Source organism: Thermogutta terrifontis, assembly GCF_002277955.1.
Taxonomy (GTDB): domain Bacteria; phylum Planctomycetota; class Planctomycetia; order Pirellulales; family Thermoguttaceae; genus Thermogutta; species Thermogutta terrifontis.
This window is the reverse complement of the sequence record NZ_CP018477.1, coordinates 2,830,189-2,852,790: the sequence shown is the minus strand read 5'-3', so window position 1 is coordinate 2,852,790 and position 22,602 is coordinate 2,830,189. Positions and strand designations below refer to the sequence as shown.

Below are 22,602 nucleotides of genomic sequence, written 5' to 3'. Positions count from 1 at the left end.
GCTTTGTGAGCAATTCTTCTCGCAGGATTAAGTGTATCCGAGCGACGATTCCCCGCAAACCACAGCCGAAAGAGTAGAAAGGTCAGTCCTTCCGTGAGTGTATCCGAGCGACGATTCCCCGCAAACCACAGCCAAAGACGTGCTTCCCCTTGTAGGTGCGGGAGTGTATCCGAGCGACGATTCCCCGCAAACCACAGCGCGGTTGCGCGGGCGCTGAACACGGGCATTAGTGTATCCGAGCGACGATTCCCCGCAAACCACAGCCTCATGGGAAGCCGTTAAACGGGGAGATCGAGTGTATCCGAGCGACGATTCCCCGCAAACCACAGCGCCCCGGGAGTTCCCCATCACCCATCCCCTAGTGTATCCGAGCGACGATTCCCCGCAAACCACAGCAGATTTCCGTCCCCTCCACCAGAATCAGCTAGTGTATCCGAGCGACGATTCCCCGCAAACCACAGCTTTCTCCGCGGCAGGTGACGGCGAAAAGATAGTGTATCCGAGCGACGATTCCCCGCAAACCACAGCGGGTTGACCTCACCCTTGACCTCACCCTTGAGTGTATCCGAGCGACGATTCCCCGCAAACCACAGCCAGATCTCTGAAGCGCTGGAGTATCCTGAAGTGTATCCGAGCGACGATTCCCCGCAAACCACAGCTGCCAGACCGGCCTGTTCACTCCCCCCTTCAGTGTATCCGAGCGACGATTCCCCGCAAACCACAGCTAAACTTCAGGGGGATACAGGAAAACGCCAGTGTATCCGAGCGACGATTCCCCGCAAACCACAGCGAGTAGACGTTCCTAAGAACAAGTATTTTAGTGTATCCGAGCGACGATTCCCCGCAAACCACAGCCTGCGGCGTGGCTCGACAAAATCGACGAGTAGTGTATCCGAGCGACGATTCCCCGCAAACCACAGCACGATAACGTCGATGAGGGCATCGTCCCTCAGTGTATCCGAGCGACGATTCCCCGCAAACCACAGCCGAACAGCGAATCGAAGTCCAGTGCTCCCAGTGTATCCGAGCGACGATTCCCCGCAAACCACAGCAGTACGTCGTAGGATTCGGCGCTGGGGCTCGAGTGTATCCGAGCGACGATTCCCCGCAAACCACAGCGACACTGACCACGGAGGCCCATGCGACCGAGTGTATCCGAGCGACGATTCCCCGCAAACCACAGCACGGTCTCGTCACTGTGTCCCCAGAGTGTTAGTGTATCCGAGCGACGATTCCCCGCAAACCACAGCATGGGCCTCATCAACATCCCAATCGGCCTTAGTGTATCCGAGCGACGATTCCCCGCAAACCACAGCGCACTTCCACGAACTTGCCCGTGTTGATGGAGTGTATCCGAGCGACGATTCCCCGCAAACCACAGCAAGCCGCAATCAAGGCCAACATCAAGCGGCAGTGTATCCGAGCGACGATTCCCCGCAAACCACAGCAGCCTGGGCAGGGACAAGGACAGCCGCAGGAGTGTATCCGAGCGACGATTCCCCGCAAACCACAGCATTGTCTGGTGCGAGCGCTGCGGATGGTTTAGTGTATCCGAGCGACGATTCCCCGCAAACCACAGCACAGCCTGTGGCAGCTCGACAGAGGGGAGCAGTGTATCCGAGCGACGATTCCCCGCAAACCACAGCGTTGAAAAGCGTGTCCTTCCATGGCGGCGCAGTGTATCCGAGCGACGATTCCCCGCAAACCACAGCGCCGCCAGATTGAGCACGGCCCGGGTGCAGAAGTGTATCCGAGCGACGATTCCCCGCAAACCACAGCACAACGTCCAGTCCGGCGTGGAACGAGTAAGTGTATCCGAGCGACGATTCCCCGCAAACCACAGCAATCCGTTGTCGCAAATCGAATGGCACGCGAGTGTATCCGAGCGACGATTCCCCGCAAACCACAGCGATTCCCATTTTGAGATCCCTGGATCGCGGAGTGTATCCGAGCGACGATTCCCCGCAAACCACAGCTCGTCGGCTGCGAACCGGTGACCGGCACAAGTGTATCCGAGCGACGATTCCCCGCAAACCACAGCGATCGAAGAGCAATCTCTGCACGGCGGCTTAGTGTATCCGAGCGACGATTCCCCGCAAACCACAGCCCCCCCGGCCGTCACCGAACCGGGCACCTAGTGTATCCGAGCGACGATTCCCCGCAAACCACAGCACCCTGGGGTGCCGCCCTATTCCGGTTCACAGTGTATCCGAGCGACGATTCCCCGCAAACCACAGCCACCGGGAAATCTTGTTCGCACCACGATTCAGTGTATCCGAGCGACGATTCCCCGCAAACCACAGCGCGCTGCATTTCCTGGATGAGTGCTGCCATAGTGTATCCGAGCGACGATTCCCCGCAAACCACAGCTCAAATTATTAGACGTTCCGATCACGCGATAGTGTATCCGAGCGACGATTCCCCGCAAACCACAGCTCCAGACAGTGAATGCCAGCAGTTCGCAGTGTATCCGAGCGACGATTCCCCGCAAACCACAGCGCACTGTCGGAAGCGGTCACGTCAATCCATAGTGTATCCGAGCGACGATTCCCCGCAAACCACAGCGTCAAGGTTTATCCTTGAAAAAAGCGGCAAAGTGTATCCGAGCGACGATTCCCCGCAAACCACAGCATCATGCCCTCCAGGACTTCCCGGGACACAGTGTATCCGAGCGACGATTCCCCGCAAACCACAGCTGTTCCTCTATCCCCCAGACGTTCACGTTAGTGTATCCGAGCGACGATTCCCCGCAAACCACAGCTTTTCTCCCGCCCTGCGTCCCCCTTTTCAAGTGTATCCGAGCGACGATTCCCCGCAAACCACAGCAAGACCTACGTCATCTGGGGGAAAAGTATAAGTGTATCCGAGCGACGATTCCCCGCAAACCACAGCTCTTCGGCCTCTTCCAAGAATCGCGGGCTAGTGTATCCGAGCGACGATTCCCCGCAAACCACAGCTCTTCGGCCTCTTCCAAGAATCGCGGGCTAGTGTATCCGAGCGACGATTCCCCGCAAACCACAGCTGCCCCAGTTTCGATCATCTCGCCTCAGCCAGTGTATCCGAGCGACGATTCCCCGCAAACCACAGCCTTGTGCTTTGCCAGCCAGAGCGCGAAATAAGTGTATCCGAGCGACGATTCCCCGCAAACCACAGCAACGTCCTGTGTCTCGATCCCGATAGCCAAGTGTATCCGAGCGACGATTCCCCGCAAACCACAGCTGGCAGAACCGGTTAACTACAAACTCAAAGCAGTGTATCCGAGCGACGATTCCCCGCAAACCACAGCCATCGCTCGAAAGTAGTGGATCACGTTTCGAGTGTATCCGAGCGACGATTCCCCGCAAACCACAGCTTTCTGGTAGGCACGCAAACGCATCATGCGAGTGTATCCGAGCGACGATTCCCCGCAAACCACAGCGGTATTCGGCGCTAACACACGCAAGATAATAGTGTATCCGAGCGACGATTCCCCGCAAACCACAGCGTAGGGCAGGCGCACTCGCGACGGCACAGGAGTGTATCCGAGCGACGATTCCCCGCAAACCACAGCTAAAAACACAGCGATTGACGACAGTAAAGAGTGTATCCGAGCGACGATTCCCCGCAAACCACAGCACGCGCGATGAGAACGGGATCGACGAAGGAGTGTATCCGAGCGACGATTCCCCGCAAACCACAGCATCATGCCCTCCAGGACTTCCCGGGACACAGTGTATCCGAGCGACGATTCCCCGCAAACCACAGCTGCAGTCAATCCTGGAACGTCGGGCTCACAAGTGTATCCGAGCGACGATTCCCCGCAAACCACAGCGGATGCCTATCCCATTCCAAGAACGATAGAAGTGTATCCGAGCGACGATTCCCCGCAAACCACAGCAACAAAAGACCGACGCCGCACATCGCGTGTAGTGTATCCGAGCGACGATTCCCCGCAAACCACAGCCTTTCGGATGAACAGGCGAAAGTCATTGAAGTGTATCCGAGCGACGATTCCCCGCAAACCACAGCCTTTCGGATGAACAGGCGAAAGTCATTGAAGTGTATCCGAGCGACGATTCCCCGCAAACCACAGCACTGATTCGTCGTACGGGAGCATCCGGCCAAGTGTATCCGAGCGACGATTCCCCGCAAACCACAGCCGATGCGACCAGAGCAACTCCCGCGGTACAGTGTATCCGAGCGACGATTCCCCGCAAACCACAGCCTCACCGGCGCCCGGTCGTAGATTAGCGAAGTGTATCCGAGCGACGATTCCCCGCAAACCACAGCGCCAGCTGACGCGGGCGGAGTACGCCGCGTAGTGTATCCGAGCGACGATTCCCCGCAAACCACAGCGAAGCGGCGCGACAAGCTCAGGAAGCCCAAGTGTATCCGAGCGACGATTCCCCGCAAACCACAGCCGCAATGGCCGCAGCGAGTTCAGAGCCGTGAGTGTATCCGAGCGACGATTCCCCGCAAACCACAGCGCGTACCTATGCCACGAGTGCAGCGGCGAAAGTGTATCCGAGCGACGATTCCCCGCAAACCACAGCATTCGGGGCATCCTTCAACGAATGGGAGATAGTGTATCCGAGCGACGATTCCCCGCAAACCACAGCTTTGCGCCCGCAGTAGCACAATTCGGAGTAAGTGTATCCGAGCGACGATTCCCCGCAAACCACAGCTTGGTCGAGGCCTTTCCAGAGACATCCCTCAGTGTATCCGAGCGACGATTCCCCGCAAACCACAGCGCGTACCTATGCCACGAGTGCAGCGGCGAAAGTGTATCCGAGCGACGATTCCCCGCAAACCACAGCTTGGTCGAGGCCTTTCCAGAGACATCCCTCAGTGTATCCGAGCGACGATTCCCCGCAAACCACAGCTTTGCGCCCGCAGTAGCACAATTCGGAGTAAGTGTATCCGAGCGACGATTCCCCGCAAACCACAGCTTGGTCGAGGCCTTTCCAGAGACATCCCTCAGTGTATCCGAGCGACGATTCCCCGCAAACCACAGCAACAATCTTGTACTATTTATGGGAAAGTGAGTGTATCCGAGCGACGATTCCCCGCAAACCACAGCTCGCTTGTAACGTTCAACTTGACGCTCTCAAGTGTATCCGAGCGACGATTCCCCGCAAACCACAGCGTAGAATGCGTTCTCGTAATGACGCGCGCGAGTGTATCGAGCACTTGTTCACTATCCAGTTGTTTATCGAGAGTAATGGTCGCCATGCTTTTCCACCTATAGTTGTGCGATTACACGACTAATACCAGAAACAGGCAGACCGGAGTCAATAGCTCGATCAGGGGGTGTGCTTTTATCTTCCAATGTCCACCCTTGGGGGCAGCCAGGAAGTCGCCAGGCTCATGGGGCGAAAAAAAGAACCGCCTGTGCACGGGGGGCACAGGCGGCCTTCGTGGAGGGCAACACGAACAGAGAAGTTCAGTTTCAGCTTGCTGGATCACTCATACGAAAAGCACCGCGTCCCCACCTTCTTCCTCTTCTCGCTCCTCTTCGGCAACCTCGGCCTCGGCCTCCTCTTGTGTTAAGCCTTCCCAGAGCATCTTGTTAATAACATCTATTCGTCGCTCAAGCGGATCCGCTTTCGCGAGGATACGCTCCAATTCCTTATCTTCTTCAGGAGTTAATAGGTACTCGTGAATGAATGTATGCCTTAGGGCGGATTTCATTGCCTTGAGTTTAGGTTCGTCGTCATCTTTGATTTGCCAAAACCAAGGATTATCCTCAAAAAAACGCATAGATTTGTGAATATCATACATTGGATTCTTTTCTGGATGAGGATTCCTCACAACTGGCTTATTCCCGACCGAATCAAGAATGGACTGGACATATCGTTTGGCCTCTTCGTTAATAGCAAAAATTTTTTCCCACAATAGGTCGCGTTCCTTTTCAAGAGCTCTTATCTGTTCAGCGCTGAGTATGTTCCGTTTGTGGTTTCTGTTACTCATCGGTTAGCTCCCCGGTTTTGTCGCATTTTTCTGTGCTAATTGGGTAAACACTTCTTTCGGGACATTATGGGATACCAGCTTTAAGTAATATTCGGCCTTACTGCCGGCTATGGCCATGATGTTCTTGATGTAGGTTTCCGCAGCGTGCTCCCTATCGTCCTCCCCGATATAGTGCAATTTGCCACCATATTTCTTGAGTTTGCTACCTCTGAAATTCTCTTGAATATCCTTTTTTGCCACATCTAGTTGATCTTTGTCGGCACACAAAACAATCTCAAAGAAACCCTCATAGGGCACCACTGTCCAGCCGTAAATCCCCGTTTTCTCTTGGACTTCCCGCATGACCTTATCAATCTCCTCTAGCGGTTTGGCAATGCGGGCCGTCAGCATCCCGTATTTCCTTAGCCTGGGAATCCGCTCAAACATGGCCACGCCGAGCTGCGGCTTTTCCGATACCAATCCCATCGTACATGCCGCCAGTGTCAGTTTGTCCTTTTCAAACTTCCCAAAAGTGGCCATGAATGAGTGCTCGGGTTCACCGAATTGCCCCACCGCGTCATGCACCGTCGTGGGATGCAAATCGGCCATCCCCAGGATGCGGTGATACTTCTGAACGGCCTTCTGGTGCGTTTCCGACTTGATGCCCTCCAACGCCTCCTGGGCTGTCTTTTTCCCCTCCACCACCGGCGAGACGAACAGCCGATGCTGCATCGCCTCTTGCAGGGATTGCCAGCGGAAAACTTCAGGATTCTTCTTGCTGGGCGCCCAAATATACGACCCTTCCTTCAAATGGACAACCTGCATGGGATGGGGGTTCGGTGGGAGTCCCGGGGGAAGAGCATACTCAACCGCCGTAGCCCCTTCGCGTTCGTACTGAAAAGGCAGCGGGGCCTCCTCGCCACCTGCTTGCCCCGGCAACTGGAGTACTTCATCATCGGGCCCCGGCGCGGTCAGTCCCACCAGCTTCCGCACCTCGTCGGCCTTAATCGCCAGCACCGTGCCACGATGATCGTGTGCAGTGACCTGGAGGAGGTGGCCCAGTGGGACACACACTTGAAAGACGTGTTCGGAAAAAACGTCCAGCGCTCCAGCCTCGGAGGGTTTGTTCGATGGGTGGAAACCAAAAAGAAGCGCGATTCCGCCCAGTGGGACCAGACTCTTATCCCGGTATTCAGAACACGGTGCCGGTCGTGTCCACTCGCCAGCGCTGGATCCTCCGCTCTCATCTGGCGGGCACGATGAACGCGCCTCCCAGGAAAAGTCACCATGGAACCGGCTTATAGGTGCCGCGATCACCCTTTTTTGATCTGTTCCTTGCAGTCCGGAGTGGAATGAAAACACTATACAAGTGCGGCGACGGCCTTCCTGCAAACTTTATTCAGTTGCAGAAAATACGCACGACGAGCAAGCCGTCCTGGTTCTCGCAGGAGCGTGCATTTTTCGTCCGCCTTTCGACGTTGGATAATCCATTGTCTTCCAACGAGCACACGCTCTGTTGATGGAGGCCTTTAATCGCTGTGCATGGAGTAGCGCAAGTACCGAACTATGATCGGTCCACTTTTGGCAGCGATCTGTATTCTTTAGAATAACAGCGGCGATTAGGAGCGGCTGGTTCAGCATTACGGTCATCTAGAGGAGCGAAAGCCATGAGACTTGCAGGATCCCTCACCACCATCGGCTTGCTGTGCACACTGTGGACGCCCTGGCTGAACGGGGTCGTAGCCGAGGTGTGGGTCGAAGACGTCCACACGAAGGTTTTGCGAGATGCCCGACCGTCAGACAAGGCGTCCCAGGAATTTCAGCTCGAATCCGCCCGCAATGAGTATGAATCGGCACAGTTCGTGGTGAGGACTCCTGAACCTGTCAAAGAGCTTACTGTCAAGATTTCCGACCTTCTGCATGAAAACCAGATAGACCGAATTTCGGCAGAGCATATTCGTGTACGATTCGTGGGCTACATTCTCCTCAATAAGAATACCCCAGACTCGGAACTTATTCGCGTTGCCGCAGCACCGTGCGAGATACCTGATCCCCTCCTGGAAGACTCCACGATCGCACTGCCGCCCGGTCAGGCACAACCGATCTGGATCACGGTGTTTGTGCCTGAAGATGCCAAGCCCGGTTCCTATTCCGGTACGGTGACTGTTTCGCTCGATAAACAGGAAACACAATTGCCCATGACTTTGAGGGTTTTCAGTTTCGCTCTGCCTGGGGAAAGGCATCTTTTTGTCACGAACTGGTTTAATCTGGGCAATATTGCAAAGGCCCATGGTGTTGAACTGTATAGTGACGCATTTTGGTCGATTCTGGAACGATATGCCCGCGACATGGCCGAGCATCGGCAGAACGTCGTGCTCACTCCATGGTCGCTCATCGAAGTTGTTCGTCGGGAAGACGGCTCACTCTCCTTCGATTACAGCCGCTTCGATCGGTTTGTGGAAACTTTTTTCCGAGCGGGGGTCAGCGACGGGATTGAGATTTCTCATGTTGGTTACCCAGAGGGAGGTTGGGGCAATCGGGTGGTTCTGTCGCGGCTTCGTGCGAGGGATGCCAAGACTGGATCCTATGTAACGCTTGAGTATTCAGAAGGACTGAAGCCATTTTTGGAAAATCTGGAACGTCATCTGGAAGAAAAGGGTTGGCTATCCAAGGCCATGATCCATGTGAGCGATGAGCCGGCCATTATGAATGTGGGCTCCTGGCGTGAGGCTTCGGCTCTCGTCCATCAAGCGGCCCCTCGACTCCGCAGAATTGACGCCATTGAAACAACGGATTTTGACGGCTTTCTCGAAATCTGGGTTCCCAAGCTTTCTCAGTACGATGCATGGCGCGAAGCGTTTGAAAAACGCCGAAACTCGGCCGAGCTGTGGTACTATATCTGCTGCCATCCGTTCGGAAACGTGTATCCGAACCGTTTTCTCGACTTCCCAGGAACATCTGTGCGGGTGCTTCACTGGATCAACTATCGCTACGATCTGAAAGGGTATCTCCATTGGGGATGGAACTTTTGGGGTGAAAATCCCTTTGGGGTGCCGCGCGAAAACCTTCCTCCGGGCGACACGCATGTCGTCTATCCCGGCCGTGACGGTCCACTCGACTCCATTCGGTGGGAAATCCAGCGCGAAAGTCTCGAGGATTTTGAATACCTCTACCTACTTCAAAGCAAGATAGAACAAATTCGCACCCGTTTAGGTGAGGCCGCGCGATTTATTGATCCCCGTCAGCGACCGCTGGAGCTTGTCCGACGCGTGGTTCCCGACTTGGGCTCTGTAACTCGAGAGAGTTCGGTAATCTGGCAAACTCGAAAACTTATTGCCGACGAAATTGAAGCCCTGGATCAACCGCCTCTTGGTCTAGTTGTCACTCAACCACCAGAGGGCACGACCCTTATCCATGGTCCCATCAATCTGGAGGTCCGTGGTGTGGTGGAAACGGGAACGGAAGTCCTGGTGAATGGGACTCCGATTTCTGTGCGGGACGACGGCTGGTTTGGATGTCGCGCGACTCCCCGTGGTGAGCGCGGAGAAGTGCGCGTGGAATTTCGCAAGGATAATCACACGAAAACAATGACGCGCTACTTTACCGTGCGACGCTCATAACAAGGTGACGTTCACACGCTGCCACGCGTAAGCAAACGTGGTCCCCCGCGCTCATGTGTCGGTGCCTGTCAAGGGGAAGCGGCCCTGTATCATCCCTTGCGAAGGTCACCGGCATGTTTTTTGATTTTGTTGATGGCCAGAGCGATTTTGTCCATGGTCTGATGGTCAGTCAGTAACACATTTTGATAGAACCAGACGGAATGCTCGCACAGCTTGTCGTTCTCAGGACATTCATTTTTCTGGAGCCATGCATCGATAACTTCGCGGCCGTAAACCCGCAGATAAGGCTCTGACCGGAGTGCGTCGAGGAGGAACTTTTCCTTATTCAACGGGCTATATCCCGGCGAACAGGGGACACCCTCAGCGCGAAGGGCGTTGACGAAGCGGTTGCGGGGGAGATCCGAGAATTCCGCCGGGTCATAGCGAAACATAAAGAGATGGTAGGCGTTGCGTGTGCACTGCGGATATTGCCGTGCCGGTGAAATACCCGGGATTTCCGAAAGCAGCTTTGTGAGATAGGCGGCATTGTCGCTGCGGAGATCCGCCCGTTCTCGAATTCCTTCCATCTGACTTAGAAGCAGGGCCCCCTGAAATTCCGTCATTCGGAAATTGCCATTTCGTCCGAAGCTAAAATCGGCTGTAGGAGCCGCCTTTGGACGCTTCCGATAACAATTGTGGAAGGCAAAACAGGCATCCGCGATTGCTTCATCGTTGGTGAGGATCGCGCCTCCTTCCCCTGAACATAAATTCTTGCTGAGCTGAAAGCTGTAGCAGCCTGTGGTTCCCCAGCTTCCGGCACTTTTGCCGCGCCATTCGGCGAGGTGGGCCTGGCACGCATCGCCGACAACAGGAATTTTGTGCCGTTCTGCCACGGCAAGAATCTCATCGAGATTCGCCACATTGCCGCCAATGTGAACGGGAATGATCGCCTTGGTGCGGGGCGTGATGGCGGCTTCCAGTTTCTTGGGGTCCATCAGGAATGTTTCGAGGTCGGAATCCACAAAAACGGGTAAAGCGTAGTGCAGGAGAACTACGGTCACAGTCGCCATGAATGTGAAGGGAGGGACGATCACTTCATCGCCGGGTCCGATTCCCAGAGCTCCCAGGGATGTGAAGAGGGCTGTCGTTCCGCTGGAAGTCGCAATGCAAAACCTCGCTGAATTCAATTCCGCATATCGTTCTTCGAATTCTTCGACGGAGCGGTTACGATACCACCGGCCCGCCCGCAGCACCTCCATAATCGCATCTTCGTCCGATTTATGGACCATCGGCCAGGAAGGCCAGGAACGGGACAGAACGGGCTTACCACCGAGGAGGGCCGGTTTTTCCTGAAGCTCTGGGACCACATTGGGAACATTAACTTGTTGAGAGAACGCGGTCATCAGCGATCCGCTACCGATACTACCCAGCCCCAGAACACCCGTGTTCACCAAAAACTGCCGACGATTATTTCGGCGGGCCATAGCGATACCTCCCTACTGGTTCAAGAAATTCAGGGGACTCATCCGCGAAAGTATCTTGACCAATTTCACGTCTTACGTCAACAATGGGGTCGCGATTCGCGAAAAGCACCATGACGCAGATGCATGTCCTCGTTTTGTTTTCGACACGGGTTGGGTCACATTCACACGCGGAGTCGCCAACATGATGCGAAGATTTGCGTCTTTCGCCTTGATTGGGGCTGCGGTCCTTGTTGGGGTATTGGGCGGTCTATCGGGCCCGGCCATCCTTGCTTTCGAAGGTGTAGGCCGCACCTGGCGAGCGGGTGTGGCGCGGCAGGTGATCACGCCTCCGGTTGGCCAGTGGATGGCTGGATATGCCGCACGGGAGCGGCCGTCTGAAGGAAAGATCCACGACTTGTGGCTGAAGGCTCTGGTCTTGGAAGACCAGAAGGGACACCGTGCGGTTTTGATCACTGCGGACCTTCTGGGATTTCCGCGACACGTAAGCGAGAAAATTTGTCAGGAGCTGCACGAGCAACTTAGGCTGGAACGAGATCAGATCATGCTTGCCGCCAGCCATACCCACTGTGGACCGGTCCTGGAAAATGCACTTTACGATATTTACCCGCTGGACGAGGCGCAAAAAGAGCTCATCACCCGCTACACGCGTCAACTGGAGCAAGGGGCCGTCGCAACGGTCAAGCATGCTTTCCAGACGCTTCGTCCTGCTACCCTATCGGCGTTTGAAAGTGAAGCCCATTTTGCTGTCAATCGGCGAAACAATAAAGAGAGCGAGGTGCCAACGCTCCTGGCCCGGGGTGAAGAACCGCGGGGGCCCGTCAATCATCGGGTGCCCGGTTTCTGGGTGATGGACACATCTGGGAAACCCCTGGCCGTAGTTTTTGGATACGCCTGCCATGCGACGACCCTGGCCATCTATCAATGGTGCGGTGATTACCCAGGGTTCGCACAGCTTTCGGTCGAAAAGGCTATGCCGGGCGTCACAGCAATGTTTTTTGCCGGTTGTGGGGCCGATCAAAACCCCATCCCGCGCCGTTCGATAGAACTGTGCCAGAAATATGGCGACCAACTCGCCAGTGCCGTCCTATCCACTTGGGGGAAGGCAGGTCAAACACTCACTCCAAAATTGAAAACAGCGTTTACTACGGTCGATCTTCGGTTCGAGTTGGTGGACGACACCGCGCTGAAGCGAGCAGTTCAGGCCGGCGGGTACCAGGCCAGATGGGCCAATCGGCTTCTAGCAGAAAAGGCAGCCGGCAAGCAATGGGCGGACACCTATCCGTATCTCGTGCAGGTCTGGCGGCTCGGAGACGATCACTACTGGGTGGCACTGGGTGGCGAAGTTGTTGTTGATTACGTTAACATTTTGCAAAACACGGTTGCGCCCACAATTTGGGTGGCCGGCTACGCAAACGACGTAATGGCCTACATTCCTTCCCGGCGAGTGTGGGAAGAAGGCGGCTATGAAAGCGGTGCATTTGCAGTCTATGGCTTGCCGGCCACCCGGTGGGAACCGGAGATCGAGCAGAAAATCCTAGCGGCAGTTCAATCGCTGATAACCGAGCTCAAGACTGCGGAGCCGAGGGCTGGTCGCCTCCCTGCTTCGAATCACGCACAGTGATCCAGACAGGAGCGCACCAAATTGAGTTGCTGTCGGACTGGATAACCTTGGCCCATAGGTAGTGCGGCCCTGGTGGCAAAGCAAGCTCTTTACGCCAACTCACGTTTGGCTGTTTCGGTTCGAAGCTCTCCGCGAGTTCGTCGTCCACGTACAGCTCCACCTTCGCGATACTGTCAGTTTCATCCGGGTCCGAGATCACCAGCGAGACATCCACCTTTTCCACAGGCAGGCTGCGGATTGTCCCCATAGGCAGGCCATTGACCTCGAAGTATACGGTGCAGTTTCGATCTCCTGTGGAAAAACAACGGCGGTTCGCCAGGGCATCGAGAATATTGCGTACCGACAAACCGGGAGCCAGAATGCCCGTCCAGGTTCGCACATTCCCCCAATTGGGCGAATGGGTGTCGGTGGAGCCGTCCGGTGCCAGGTGCCAGCCCAGTCGAAGGGCCCGCCGAAAAGCCTTTTCCTCGTCGGGGTTTCGCACTTCCATCAGTTGGACCACCTTATCGCCCAATTCGGAATACGCCAGGCCGCCATGGGACTTGGTTCCGTCACCTGGATGATTGAATTTGAGGACAACTTTGGCTTCGGCCGCGGCGCGGTAAAACGCCTCCGGATCGCTTGGCCAGCGAAAAGTCGGCGGATTATAGATGCACAGATGTCCCCATTGTCTTGTCCATTCCAACCCAATGAGGGCAGTAAATTTTCCCAACTCGTTGGCCTCCCATGCCACCTCTTGAATGTCGGTCCACTCGTTTTCGTCCAGTGATTCGAGATGGTCGGTGAGACAGAACACGTCCACTTTGGCGACATCTCGGGCATAACTGTACGCGTCGGCGGGAAAGTACGTTCCATCCGAATACGACGTATGACTGTGTAAATCAGCAAACCACACCCGTAACGGATTGTTGACCGTCACCCCGACGGTGGCCGTCACCCGGCGATTATCGGTCACGATCCGGAGATTTTGAGATCCATTGGGAACGAGTGTCGTGTCGATCTCACCAACCCAGACGCTGTCTTGGTTTTTCAATTCTGCCCACGGGGGCCCACCAAACCCGGCGAACATCCTCTTTGGAAGTGAGGCGCCGGCGGGTTGTTCAACCTCGACACGGATCGCCAAATTCCCCGATACCACTGCGCCTGGCTGAGGACTCTGTACTTTAAGCACAGCCACAGGCGGGGGCGGGGCCTGCTCCGCCAGCAAATGACCGTAACCCAGCCATAACCCAGCGGCTACCAAGCAAGCTGCGATAGGACACCTGGAAAGAGCCTTCATCGACTTCCCCTCCTTTTCGCTCATGCCTTTCAATCAAACGCAGATTTAAAAACTGAGTTCAGTGTGTAGCGTCCACGCCTAATGTGCGGTTCCAGTATAGTAACGGCCGAGAGCGCGGACAATACTCTGGAAACGAATCTCAACGGCCTGTTGATCGCAAACGCAGGTGTACCTGGCAGCCTATTGCTGATACGGTGAGGATATCGCACTCTCGTCGGTCGCACATCCGCTTTTTCCGAGGACTTGTAAAAGGCCGAACACGTAGTGTGTTGTAGGGACAACTCATCAAGCCTGTCGGAGGAGCAATTCATACATTGCCCTTAAGTTTTGACAGCAACTCAACTAAGCATACGCATCCAGGTCGGTGAAATGGATTATCCAGGCTTGCCATATGAAGCCGAATAGCAGGTCCTGCCGGCCTGAGTTTCACCCCTGCGCAAAGCCGCGTTGCGGGCCGTGTCCATTCCCAGCCGCAGAGGCAAAGCGGGGAAGGGTTAGCAATCTATCCACTTGAAAAACTTGCAAGGATCATCCTAGAAAGGGAAAAGAGTCGATAATATGGTGCAGTGGATGCCCACCGTTTCGTCGTCGCACTTTGTCCGCACTACGTTCATCCGGATGAAACTTGAACCAACCATCCTGTATGAAGATCGTCATGTTCTGGTGGTCAACAAGCCGGCAGGCTGGGTCACCATGGGGCTTCCCGAGGGGCAGGAGACCCTTCTCACATGGCTGAAAAGAATGATCAAAGAGCGCGACTCCAAGCCCGGCAACGTGTTTCTCGGGATCGTGAGTCGTCTGGATACGCCCGTCACGGGGGCGGTTCTTTTGGCAAAAACGTCGAAAGCGGCTGCCCGACTGGCAGAACAGTTTCGTCAGCGAACGGTATCCAAGATCTACTGGGCGATTGTGGAGGGAAAATGGCCGAAGCCAGAGGGCACGCTTCTGCACTGGATCAAACACGATCCTCGGTTTCGCCGGGTTCACATCACGCATGCAAAAGACCCGGACGCGGAAGAAGCGGTCCTTTCTTACAGGCTGCTGGAGGCCTCCCCTCAGTGCAGCCTGTTGGAACTAGCCCCCCAGACTGGTCGAAAGCACCAGATCCGAATCCAGCTCAGCTCCTGTGGCCATCCCATTTTGGGTGACCGAAAATATGGCGCAAAAAACCTGTTCCCGACAGGGATTGCTCTGCATGCCAAGCAGATCACATTTCTCCACCCCGTTGAAAAAACACCGAAAACGGTAGAGGCCCCGCTACCACCCTACTGGCGATCGATCGCGCTCAAAGTTTTGTCAGCAGACCGAACATGAATGGAAGAACGGCTGGCGGCCTCGATTGCTCGCTCCACCCTCAGCCGAGCTGAATGCTTCGATCCTGTATTCCCAGGATTGTGTCCAGAACTCCCCGAACGTAGCCGACTGATTCAGCCAGTCCCGGCAGCGGGTCGTTCTCATCTTTTTCGTACTCGAAGGATACCATCCCACCATACCCAATGTCGATGAGCATCCGCAGGAAGCCGGGCAGATCAAGGACACCTCGCCCACATTCGACGCACTTTCCGGACGGGGCCGCCACGTTGATGTCCTTAATGTGCACGTCGAGAAGTCGGTCTGCAAAACGACGTGCATCCGCCACCGGATCCGCCCCGATTCGGGCGGTGTGCCCCACGTCCATGCAAAGCCCAATGCGTGCATCAAGGCCCTTCACCTGCTCATACACGCTCTCGGGCGTAGGGAAAAACTTGTCGCCTGGCCCGTGATTATGGATCGCCACCGCAATGGACGTCTCCCGCACTTTCTTTTCCACCAGAGGAAGCACGTCCGGACGTGGAGATGCCACAATCATCCGCATTCCCGCCTGCTTGGCATAATCGAATGCTTGAACCACCTCCTGCTCATTGGCCATCGTGATAACGCCTCCGGCGTAGAGGTCGATTCCCGCACCCGCAACCTGCTTTTTAGCTTCGTTGATTTGCTCGGGCGACGCATCAAGGGGGAGATGGAATGACTTGAGGCAGATGTGCTTGAGACCCACTCGCTTGGTCATCTCCAGGGCTTGCGGCAATGGAAATTTTCGCAAAGTGTACGAAGCGAGTGCCAGCCGAAAAGACGGCTTCTTTCTTTCTGAATTAGCAGTTTCAAAAGCCGAGACCGATTGTGCTCCCGGGGCGCCCATGCCAGCCAACACCGCCAGCACACCACCGGATTGCTGGATAAACTCCCGACGGGGTAATAAAGGCCGATGATCCATGTTAGTTCCTCCCAGACAAACTTTCGCTTTCGTCACACGCGGCTGAACGAATACGTTCTACGGAAACTAACACAACACAGAACCAACGCGGGTAATTATCATCTGCTGCAAATAATCGTCAAGGATGAGTACCCCTCGGGCAGGCCTTTTTTAGAACCGCCTTTTCTGAGCTGCGATCGATCCAGAGTCTGATTTACTGGCCTGTGGACGGTTGCAGGAAAAACCACACGGCAAGTCCTGCCAACACAAGAGCCGCCATGATACCGATGGCGATAGCCAAAGTTTGCATTCGCCGGGGCTTTTCAGCCGCGCGGATGAAGCGCATCTCGGGCAGTTCGTCCGGGGACACACGCGGAAACTCTGCCCCACCCAAGGATGGGAAGACCTCGCGTGCTTCTCGCCAATCGCGCCAGCCTTCTCGCCACACAAGCGTATCCGGCGTGATTCTCCCCTCCGCGATCCACACTCGAATAACTTCGGGTGCAGCCGGTCCGTACTGTCCCCCGGCCGGCGGACGCACATACCAGGCCACGTCCGGGTCCGACAGAGGATCTACCAGAGGCTTCTCCGTCAATAAAGGCGGCGGCTCTGGCTTATTTGTAAGCACAACGTCCGAAGCTGGTGCTGTCTCTGAAGGGCCTCGAAGTGATGCGTCAAGTGGGACCGGCATGGCCCGAAATTCACCCGGTGGCTCGGGCGGATTCTGTGTGGGAGTTGGTTCCAGAAAGTCCGTCAGGTTTTCAAAAGGAGTTGCCGGCGCAGAATCGGTCCTGGCTGGAGAAAAAGGTGCAGTCTGGTCTGGGATCTGAAGCCCAGAAGGGGAGGAGGAACCCTGCGGACCAGCGGATGACTGCAAAGCCTGGCGCTGTGCCGCCCTTTGGGCTTTCAATTCCTTCGTGCTCGGCCGGGTGCTGTGAAGGGGAATCTGGACCTTGGCCCCGCAGTAAGGACAAATACCGCGCATGCCGGCTTGAAAAGCCTTGACATGCAGCTTGTGACCGTTGGGGCAGTAAAAGCGAATTCCCATGTTACGAACGCCCGGCAGTTCCCAGCCCGTCACCAACGCGTCGCACGATACCCGGCGCGGGGCGAGGCTGTCACCCTCTTTCATTATAAACGCACAGCGTCCCAGGTACGACACTTTAAGTCGCGTGGAGTTGGTTCAGCGACGGGCTAGCCGGGGGAGAACTGGCAAAAAGGCCGGTTCTTTTCGGAACGCTCCGGAAAAACTCTCCTACCTCTGCTTTTCGGCGAATCGGCCACCTTCGACCCTCGGAGGTGGGATACAGTGTCGCGCTTGCGTCGCTTCATACTTAGCCTGTTTGGGTCATCGATAGGTCATGAATTGTTCCCGTTGATATCTGACGAGTTTGGACGTGATCAGTGTGCTGTGAAGGCAATCTGCAAATTGCCTCTACCGGGCGTCGGGTGAGACGAAAAGAGACAGAAACCGCTTTGCCTGGAAATGTCAAACCAATCCTGGGGATCCTCCGAAAAGCCGCCGAGGTTGTTGACAAGCTTGTCACGCAAACCGCTAATTTGCTCACGCCCGACTTACATTCTCATCGAGCGGCTAACTTCAAAGGGGCTAAACTTGAGTCTAACTCGCGGGGCTATCTCCCAATTGTTACAATCTTGTCCGGCGAAGGGTTGAACGGCCGTCATCTTACAGGCTTTGGGAGGAGAGGTCATGACTCACTTCACACGTCGGGAAACGCTGAAAGTGCTGGGGACCCTGGGAACCATGGGCTTTCTGGGGACTACGTCCGGCGGAATGCCAACCGTGGAAGTCCCCAAAATACCAGGAGCCAGTGACGTTAGGCGAACAATATTTACGAAAGTTTGGGAAACGCCTCTGATTGATAGCCACGAACATCTTCCTGACGAACAGGATGTCCTGCGCGGACCGGGGGGCAAAACCCAGGAGCAGTGGACGGTTATTTTGCACCATTATCTTGATTCTGACCTGCGCTCTGCAGGAATGACGCGAGCGGAATACGATTCCTTCTTCCAGCAACCGGGAGCACCCGAGGAAAAGTGGCGTATTCTCGCCCCTTACTGGCCAGCTGTCCGCAATACTGGCTATGGCCTGGCCGTCCGGATTGCCATGAAGGAACTTTACGGGATCGAGGATCTATCGGAGAAAACCGTCCTCCAACTTCCCGAAAAATTCGAAACCACGCGTCGCCCCGGTTTCTATCAACACATTTTGTGCGATCTTGCGAAGATTGACTCCTGTCAGGTCAATACCGGGACCTTCCACGAGTCGCGCCAGCCCCTCCTGCTGCTGCAGGACATCAGCATCGTGGGGATGTTTGCCGGTCCCAACCTGCGGGCATTCGGATCACCGACGGGTATCCAGGTCACGACTCTGAGTGACTGGTATCGGGTCATCGACTGGTGGTTCGAACGTTATTCACGATATGCCGTGGCCGTTAAATCGCAAAACGCGTATAGCCGTAACATCGATTACGAAAAGGTGCCTCAAGAACGGGCGGAACCCATATTCGCGAAACGCCTTCGTGGCGAGGTGCTCAGCCCGGAGGAACAAAAAGCCTTGGAAGATCACCTGTTCTGGTATGCCGTCCGAAAAGCGACAGAGAATCACCTTCCCGTGAAACTCCATACAGGCTACTATGCGGGCGATAATTACATGCCACTTTCACGACTTCTCCATAATGCCAGCGCAGCCTGTGATCTTTGCCGCCTGTCGCCGGAGACAACGTTTGTCTTCATGCATATTTGCTATCCTTATTACGAGGAACTGATCAGCGTAGCCAAACATTACACGAACGCCTACGTGGACATGTGCTGGAGTTGGATCATCAACCCGGTGGCTGCCAAGGACTTTCTCAAGAAGTTCCTCGTTACCGCGCCCGCCAACAAGATCTTCACGTTCGGCGGCGACTACCGCCCTGTGGAGCCTGTTCTTGGTCACGCCCTCATTGCCCGACAAGGGATTGCCCTGGCCCTTTGCGAACTGGTGGAAGAAGGATGGCTGAGCCTAGACGATGCGCTCCGGCTTGTTGACCCAATCATGCACGAAAATGCACGGCGGGTCTTTCAAATAGAAGAGAAAAAGCAGAATCTTCGTTCGGCACCCTGGTTCAGGCAGGACTGATTCCAGCGAGACAGAAGCCGCAAACTCGAGGTATCGCATTGCTCTTTTACAGTGTGCCCTTGGTGCTCGGAATGCCGGACCCTCGGGGATCTTTTTCCACGGCCATGCGGAGCGCCCGGGCAAAGGCCTTGAACGTGGCCTCCGCAACGTGATGGCTGTTGGTGCCGTAATGGAGCAGTAAATGCACGTTGGCACCTGCCTGATTTGCAAAGGCCTGGAAAAACTCGCGAACCAATTCACTTTGAAATTGCCCGATAAACGGCTGGGAAATGGGTACGTTATAAACGAGATACGGACGACCACTCAGATCAATCGCAGCCGTCACAAGCGTCTCATCCATCGGGAGCGTAAAATGGCCGTAGCGACGAATGTCGCTCTTATCTCCCAGAGCCTCTGCAACGGCCTGCCCCAGGGCAAGGCCAACATCCTCCACACTGTGGTGCTGATCGACGTGCAGATCCCCACGACATCGAATGTACAGGTCGATGCTCGAATGACGAGCCAGCAGGTGAAGCATATGATCAAAGAACCCGATGCCCGTCTCAATATCGCCGCAACCCTGGCCATCCAGGCAGACCCGGACGGTTATGTTCGTTTCGAGGGTGTTCCGAGTAATTTCGGCGGTTCTTTCCATGAATTTGTATCTCCTGGGGTTCAGTGCTCAACCGGAGGCCGATGCGACGGGATACGTTTATTTCCCGTCCGTGCTTAAAACTTCTTGTAATCGTTCCAGCAAACAGTCTACCTCGCTGTCAGTTCCCACGGATATCCGCAGCCCATCGCCCCAACCCGGGTAGTCCATATAACGCACTAAGACCTTACGTCTTTTGAGCTCTTCATAAATGGGTTTTACCGGCCTGTCTTTCCTCGTGCACCAAACGAAGTTCGCCTGAGATGGTACCACGTCAAATCCCAGAGCGCGCAATTCCTCCGTCATTCGTTCTCGTGTCCGGATGACCTTTCGGGTCGTCTCCAGCAACCAATTCTGATCCCGAATCGCAGCGGTAGCTCCAGCGATCGAGAGGGCATCGCAATTGTAAGAGTCCTTTACCTTGCGAAGTTGTTCAATGATATGCGGTTGCGCGACCAGATATCCAAACCGCAGGCCCGCCAGGGCATACGATTTACTGAGGCTCCGGGAAACCATTACGCGATCGCTCAGTTTCACCAGATCGACGCAACTCTCGGCAGCAAAATCGACATAGGCCTCATCTATGAGGATAGGACATGGAAGTTGTTCAATCCACCTCGATATCACAGCCGGAGGGATCATTGTTCCCGACGGGCTGTTCGGATTTGCCAGAAATATCAATTTCAATCGCGGATTAGACGCCAGAAAGTCATTGGTCAGAGTCCAATCACCCTGAAAAAAGACCTCTTCCCACGCGCCATTTTGCAGCTGCGAGAGAACACGATAGAGAATATAGCTGGGATAAGCCAGTCGAATATAGTCGCCTTCCCCCACAAAAGCCCGGGTGACAATCGTCAGAATATCGTCGCTTCCGTTTCCCGTGAGAATCCAGTCCGGCTCCACTCCCAGAAGCTTGGCCGCCTCTACCCGGAACACCGTTGCCAATGGATCTGGATATTTCTGCAGTCCGCGCCGTAATACCTCAACAATGGCATCCCCAACGGCGGGCGAGGGCGGGTACGGGTTTTCGTTTGTATTGAGCTTGACGTAACCCGCTTCCTGCGGCTGCTCACCCGGAACGTATCCCGCCATCTCAAGAATATTTTTGCGAATAAAATCAACAGCACTTCTCGACATAAACCGCTCTCGAATTAACTTCACGTGACGTCTATTCTGTGAGCACCATTCCAACCTGTGCAGCGCTCTACAGGAAAAAGGCCAATCGCAAAGAAGAGCCCCGGGCTAATTTTCTTGCGGCCGTTGACTCATCTAGCCCGCCTACGTCTTATTTCCACGCTTGCCAGGTGAGCCGTCAGTCCTTCCCTTCGAGCGAGCATGATCACGTCCTCAGCAAGGTGTTCCAGACCGTCCTGAGTAAAGTGGAGCACGCTCGTGGCGTGGAGAAACTCGTTGGCGGATAGAGGACCGGCAAATCGGGCTGTTCCCCCCGTGGGAAGCACATGGGATGGTCCGGCCGCGTAGTCGCCCAGTGCTACCGGCGTGAAATGTCCCAGGAAAATAGCTCCCGCATTATCAATTTTCTCCGCGAGGGCTTCCGGGTTCGCAGTCGCGATGTGGACGTGCTCGGGTGCAATCTCATTGGTCAGTTCACAGGCTTGCTCAGCATTTTTGGCAAGAATAACCGCACCAAATTCTTCCAGGGCCGATCGCGCAAGGTCACCCCGTTCCATATCGTGCAGGCGAGCCTCAAGCACGCTCAATGTATCGCGAAGAATGTTTTCCTCCCATCCGATAAGGACACTCGAGCCTGGCGAGTGTTCGGCCTGAGCCATGAGATCGAAAGCCACAAACTCGGGCGTAGCGGTACCATCCACAATGACGACCACCTCGCTGGGACCGGCAATCGAATCGATGTCCACTTCCCCGAACACATATTTTTTCGCTAGAGCAACAAATAAATTGCCCGGTCCCACGATCTTATCCACCTTGGGTGTGGACTCGGTGCCGTAGGCCAAGGCGGCGACGCCGTGAGCGCCTCCCAAACGATACACTTCATTGACACCCAACTCGAAACAGGTGGCCAGAATGTCGGGGTTGTAGGCTCCGAATTTGGTCGGCGGCACAAGGACGGCTATCTCCTTGACGCCGGCACATTGCGCCGGTACCACCGTCATGAGCAAGGTAGAAGGGTAAGCCGCCGCGCCACCAGGAACGCAAACCGCCACCCGCCGGACTGGACGGTATCGCTCTCTGAGGTAGCCTCCCACCGTTTCGACCACCACATCCCGGTGGAGAATGGCTTTCTGATAGTGCTCAACGTTGGCACGGATGCGACGCACCGCGGCGAGGAAATGCGGATCCGCATCGCGATGAGCCTTCTCAAGCTCATCGGCCGGCACGCGGATGCTCTCTGCGTCGAGTTTGACGTTGTCGATTCTCGCGCAGTAATCCAGAACGGCAGCGAGGCCGCGTTTCTGCACGTCGCGACAGATGCGTTCCACCACCTGGCTGGGGGTCAATTCCTCCCCGAAAACTTCTTTCGTTTTAGCCCGAGACGCAGGACTCACAATGTCTCCCTGAACACCCAGTTTTCGGCGCAGGGAGGAGAGTAAATGAGCCGGGTCCTCCGACCGACAATCGACCCAGGGGATCTTAAGCATTCGAACTGTTCTCCTGCAACTTCAATCTTGCGAGAGTTTCTCCGCGTCTCTGACACGGTTGTTC

The 22,602-nt window shown here is 55.4% G+C and carries 13 protein-coding genes and 1 CRISPR repeat array (1 of these 14 only partly in view); of the genes, 4 read left to right on the top strand and 9 right to left on the bottom strand.

The window, feature by feature from the left end; translation table 11 throughout:
• A CRISPR array of direct repeats spans positions 1 to 5,125; the repeat unit is 36 nt; unit sequence AGTGTATCCGAGCGACGATTCCCCGCAAACCACAGC; it reaches 169 nt to the left of the window's first position.
• 320 nt (positions 5,126 to 5,445) lie between these two features.
• Both THTE_RS10585 and THTE_RS10580 read right to left on the bottom strand, forming a co-directional pair.
• Positions 5,446 to 5,949, bottom strand: coding sequence for a hypothetical protein (locus THTE_RS10585; RefSeq protein ID WP_095415413.1), 504 nt, complete (start codon positions 5,947 to 5,949; stop codon positions 5,446 to 5,448).
• Positions 5,950 to 5,952: 3 nt separating this feature from the next.
• A complete protein-coding gene (locus THTE_RS10580; RefSeq protein ID WP_157732025.1) occupies positions 5,953 to 7,002 on the bottom strand; it encodes a hypothetical protein in 1,050 nt (349 codons plus the stop codon).
• A 593-nt stretch (positions 7,003 to 7,595) separates the two neighbouring features.
• Between THTE_RS10580 and THTE_RS10575 the strand changes: the two genes are divergently transcribed.
• Positions 7,596 to 9,548 carry a DUF4091 domain-containing protein gene (locus THTE_RS10575; RefSeq protein WP_095415411.1) on the top strand — a complete coding sequence of 651 codons (1,953 nt, stop codon included), beginning with the start codon at positions 7,596 to 7,598 and terminating at the stop codon, positions 9,546 to 9,548.
• Between the two features lie 89 nt (positions 9,549 to 9,637).
• On the opposite strand, the gene THTE_RS10570 is transcribed toward THTE_RS10575, so the two are convergent.
• Positions 9,638 to 11,011 carry a DegT/DnrJ/EryC1/StrS family aminotransferase gene (locus THTE_RS10570; protein WP_095415410.1) on the bottom strand — a complete coding sequence of 458 codons (1,374 nt, stop codon included), beginning with the start codon at positions 11,009 to 11,011 and terminating at the stop codon, positions 9,638 to 9,640.
• A 181-nt stretch (positions 11,012 to 11,192) separates the two neighbouring features.
• Here THTE_RS10570 and THTE_RS10565 point away from each other — a divergent pair, with 181 nt between their 5' ends.
• Positions 11,193 to 12,632, top strand: a complete 1,440-nt coding sequence (locus THTE_RS10565; protein WP_157732024.1) for a neutral/alkaline non-lysosomal ceramidase N-terminal domain-containing protein — start codon at positions 11,193 to 11,195, stop codon at positions 12,630 to 12,632.
• Here the strand turns inward: THTE_RS10565 and THTE_RS10560 are convergent.
• A complete protein-coding gene (locus THTE_RS10560) occupies positions 12,577 to 13,911 on the bottom strand; it encodes a CehA/McbA family metallohydrolase (RefSeq protein ID WP_095415408.1) in 1,335 nt (444 codons plus the stop codon). The two genes, THTE_RS10565 and THTE_RS10560, sit on opposite strands and share 56 nt — an antisense overlap.
• 558 nt (positions 13,912 to 14,469) lie before the next feature.
• On the opposite strand from THTE_RS10560, the gene THTE_RS10555 reads away from it, so the two are divergent.
• Positions 14,470 to 15,225, top strand: coding sequence for an RluA family pseudouridine synthase (locus THTE_RS10555; protein ID WP_207651694.1), 756 nt, complete (start codon positions 14,470 to 14,472; stop codon positions 15,223 to 15,225).
• A 40-nt stretch (positions 15,226 to 15,265) separates the two neighbouring features.
• Here THTE_RS10555 and THTE_RS10550 read toward each other — a convergent pair whose 3' ends face one another.
• Positions 15,266 to 16,165 carry a sugar phosphate isomerase/epimerase family protein gene (locus THTE_RS10550; RefSeq protein ID WP_095415407.1) on the bottom strand — a complete coding sequence of 300 codons (900 nt, stop codon included), beginning with the start codon at positions 16,163 to 16,165 and terminating at the stop codon, positions 15,266 to 15,268.
• A 193-nt stretch (positions 16,166 to 16,358) separates the two neighbouring features.
• Positions 16,359 to 17,276 carry a DUF4339 domain-containing protein gene (locus tag THTE_RS10545; RefSeq protein WP_095415406.1) on the bottom strand — a complete coding sequence of 306 codons (918 nt, stop codon included), beginning with the start codon at positions 17,274 to 17,276 and terminating at the stop codon, positions 16,359 to 16,361.
• 579 nt (positions 17,277 to 17,855) lie between these two features.
• On the opposite strand from THTE_RS10545, the gene THTE_RS10540 reads away from it, so the two are divergent.
• Entirely contained in the window at positions 17,856 to 19,286 is a 1,431-nt protein-coding gene (locus THTE_RS10540; RefSeq protein ID WP_095415405.1) for an amidohydrolase family protein, read from the top strand.
• A 46-nt stretch (positions 19,287 to 19,332) separates the two neighbouring features.
• Here the strand turns inward: THTE_RS10540 and hisB are convergent, their stop codons facing one another.
• From hisB to hisD, 3 genes are all read right to left on the bottom strand, one after another.
• A complete protein-coding gene (hisB, locus tag THTE_RS10535; protein WP_095415404.1) occupies positions 19,333 to 19,920 on the bottom strand; it encodes an imidazoleglycerol-phosphate dehydratase HisB in 588 nt (195 codons plus the stop codon).
• A 57-nt stretch (positions 19,921 to 19,977) separates the two neighbouring features.
• Positions 19,978 to 21,054 (bottom strand): histidinol-phosphate transaminase, encoded by a 1,077-nt coding sequence (hisC, locus tag THTE_RS10530; protein ID WP_095415403.1) that lies wholly within the window; start codon positions 21,052 to 21,054, stop codon positions 19,978 to 19,980.
• A 128-nt stretch (positions 21,055 to 21,182) separates the two neighbouring features.
• A complete protein-coding gene (gene hisD, locus THTE_RS10525; RefSeq protein WP_095415402.1) occupies positions 21,183 to 22,538 on the bottom strand; it encodes a histidinol dehydrogenase in 1,356 nt (451 codons plus the stop codon).
• Positions 22,539 to 22,602: the final 64 nt, after the last annotated feature.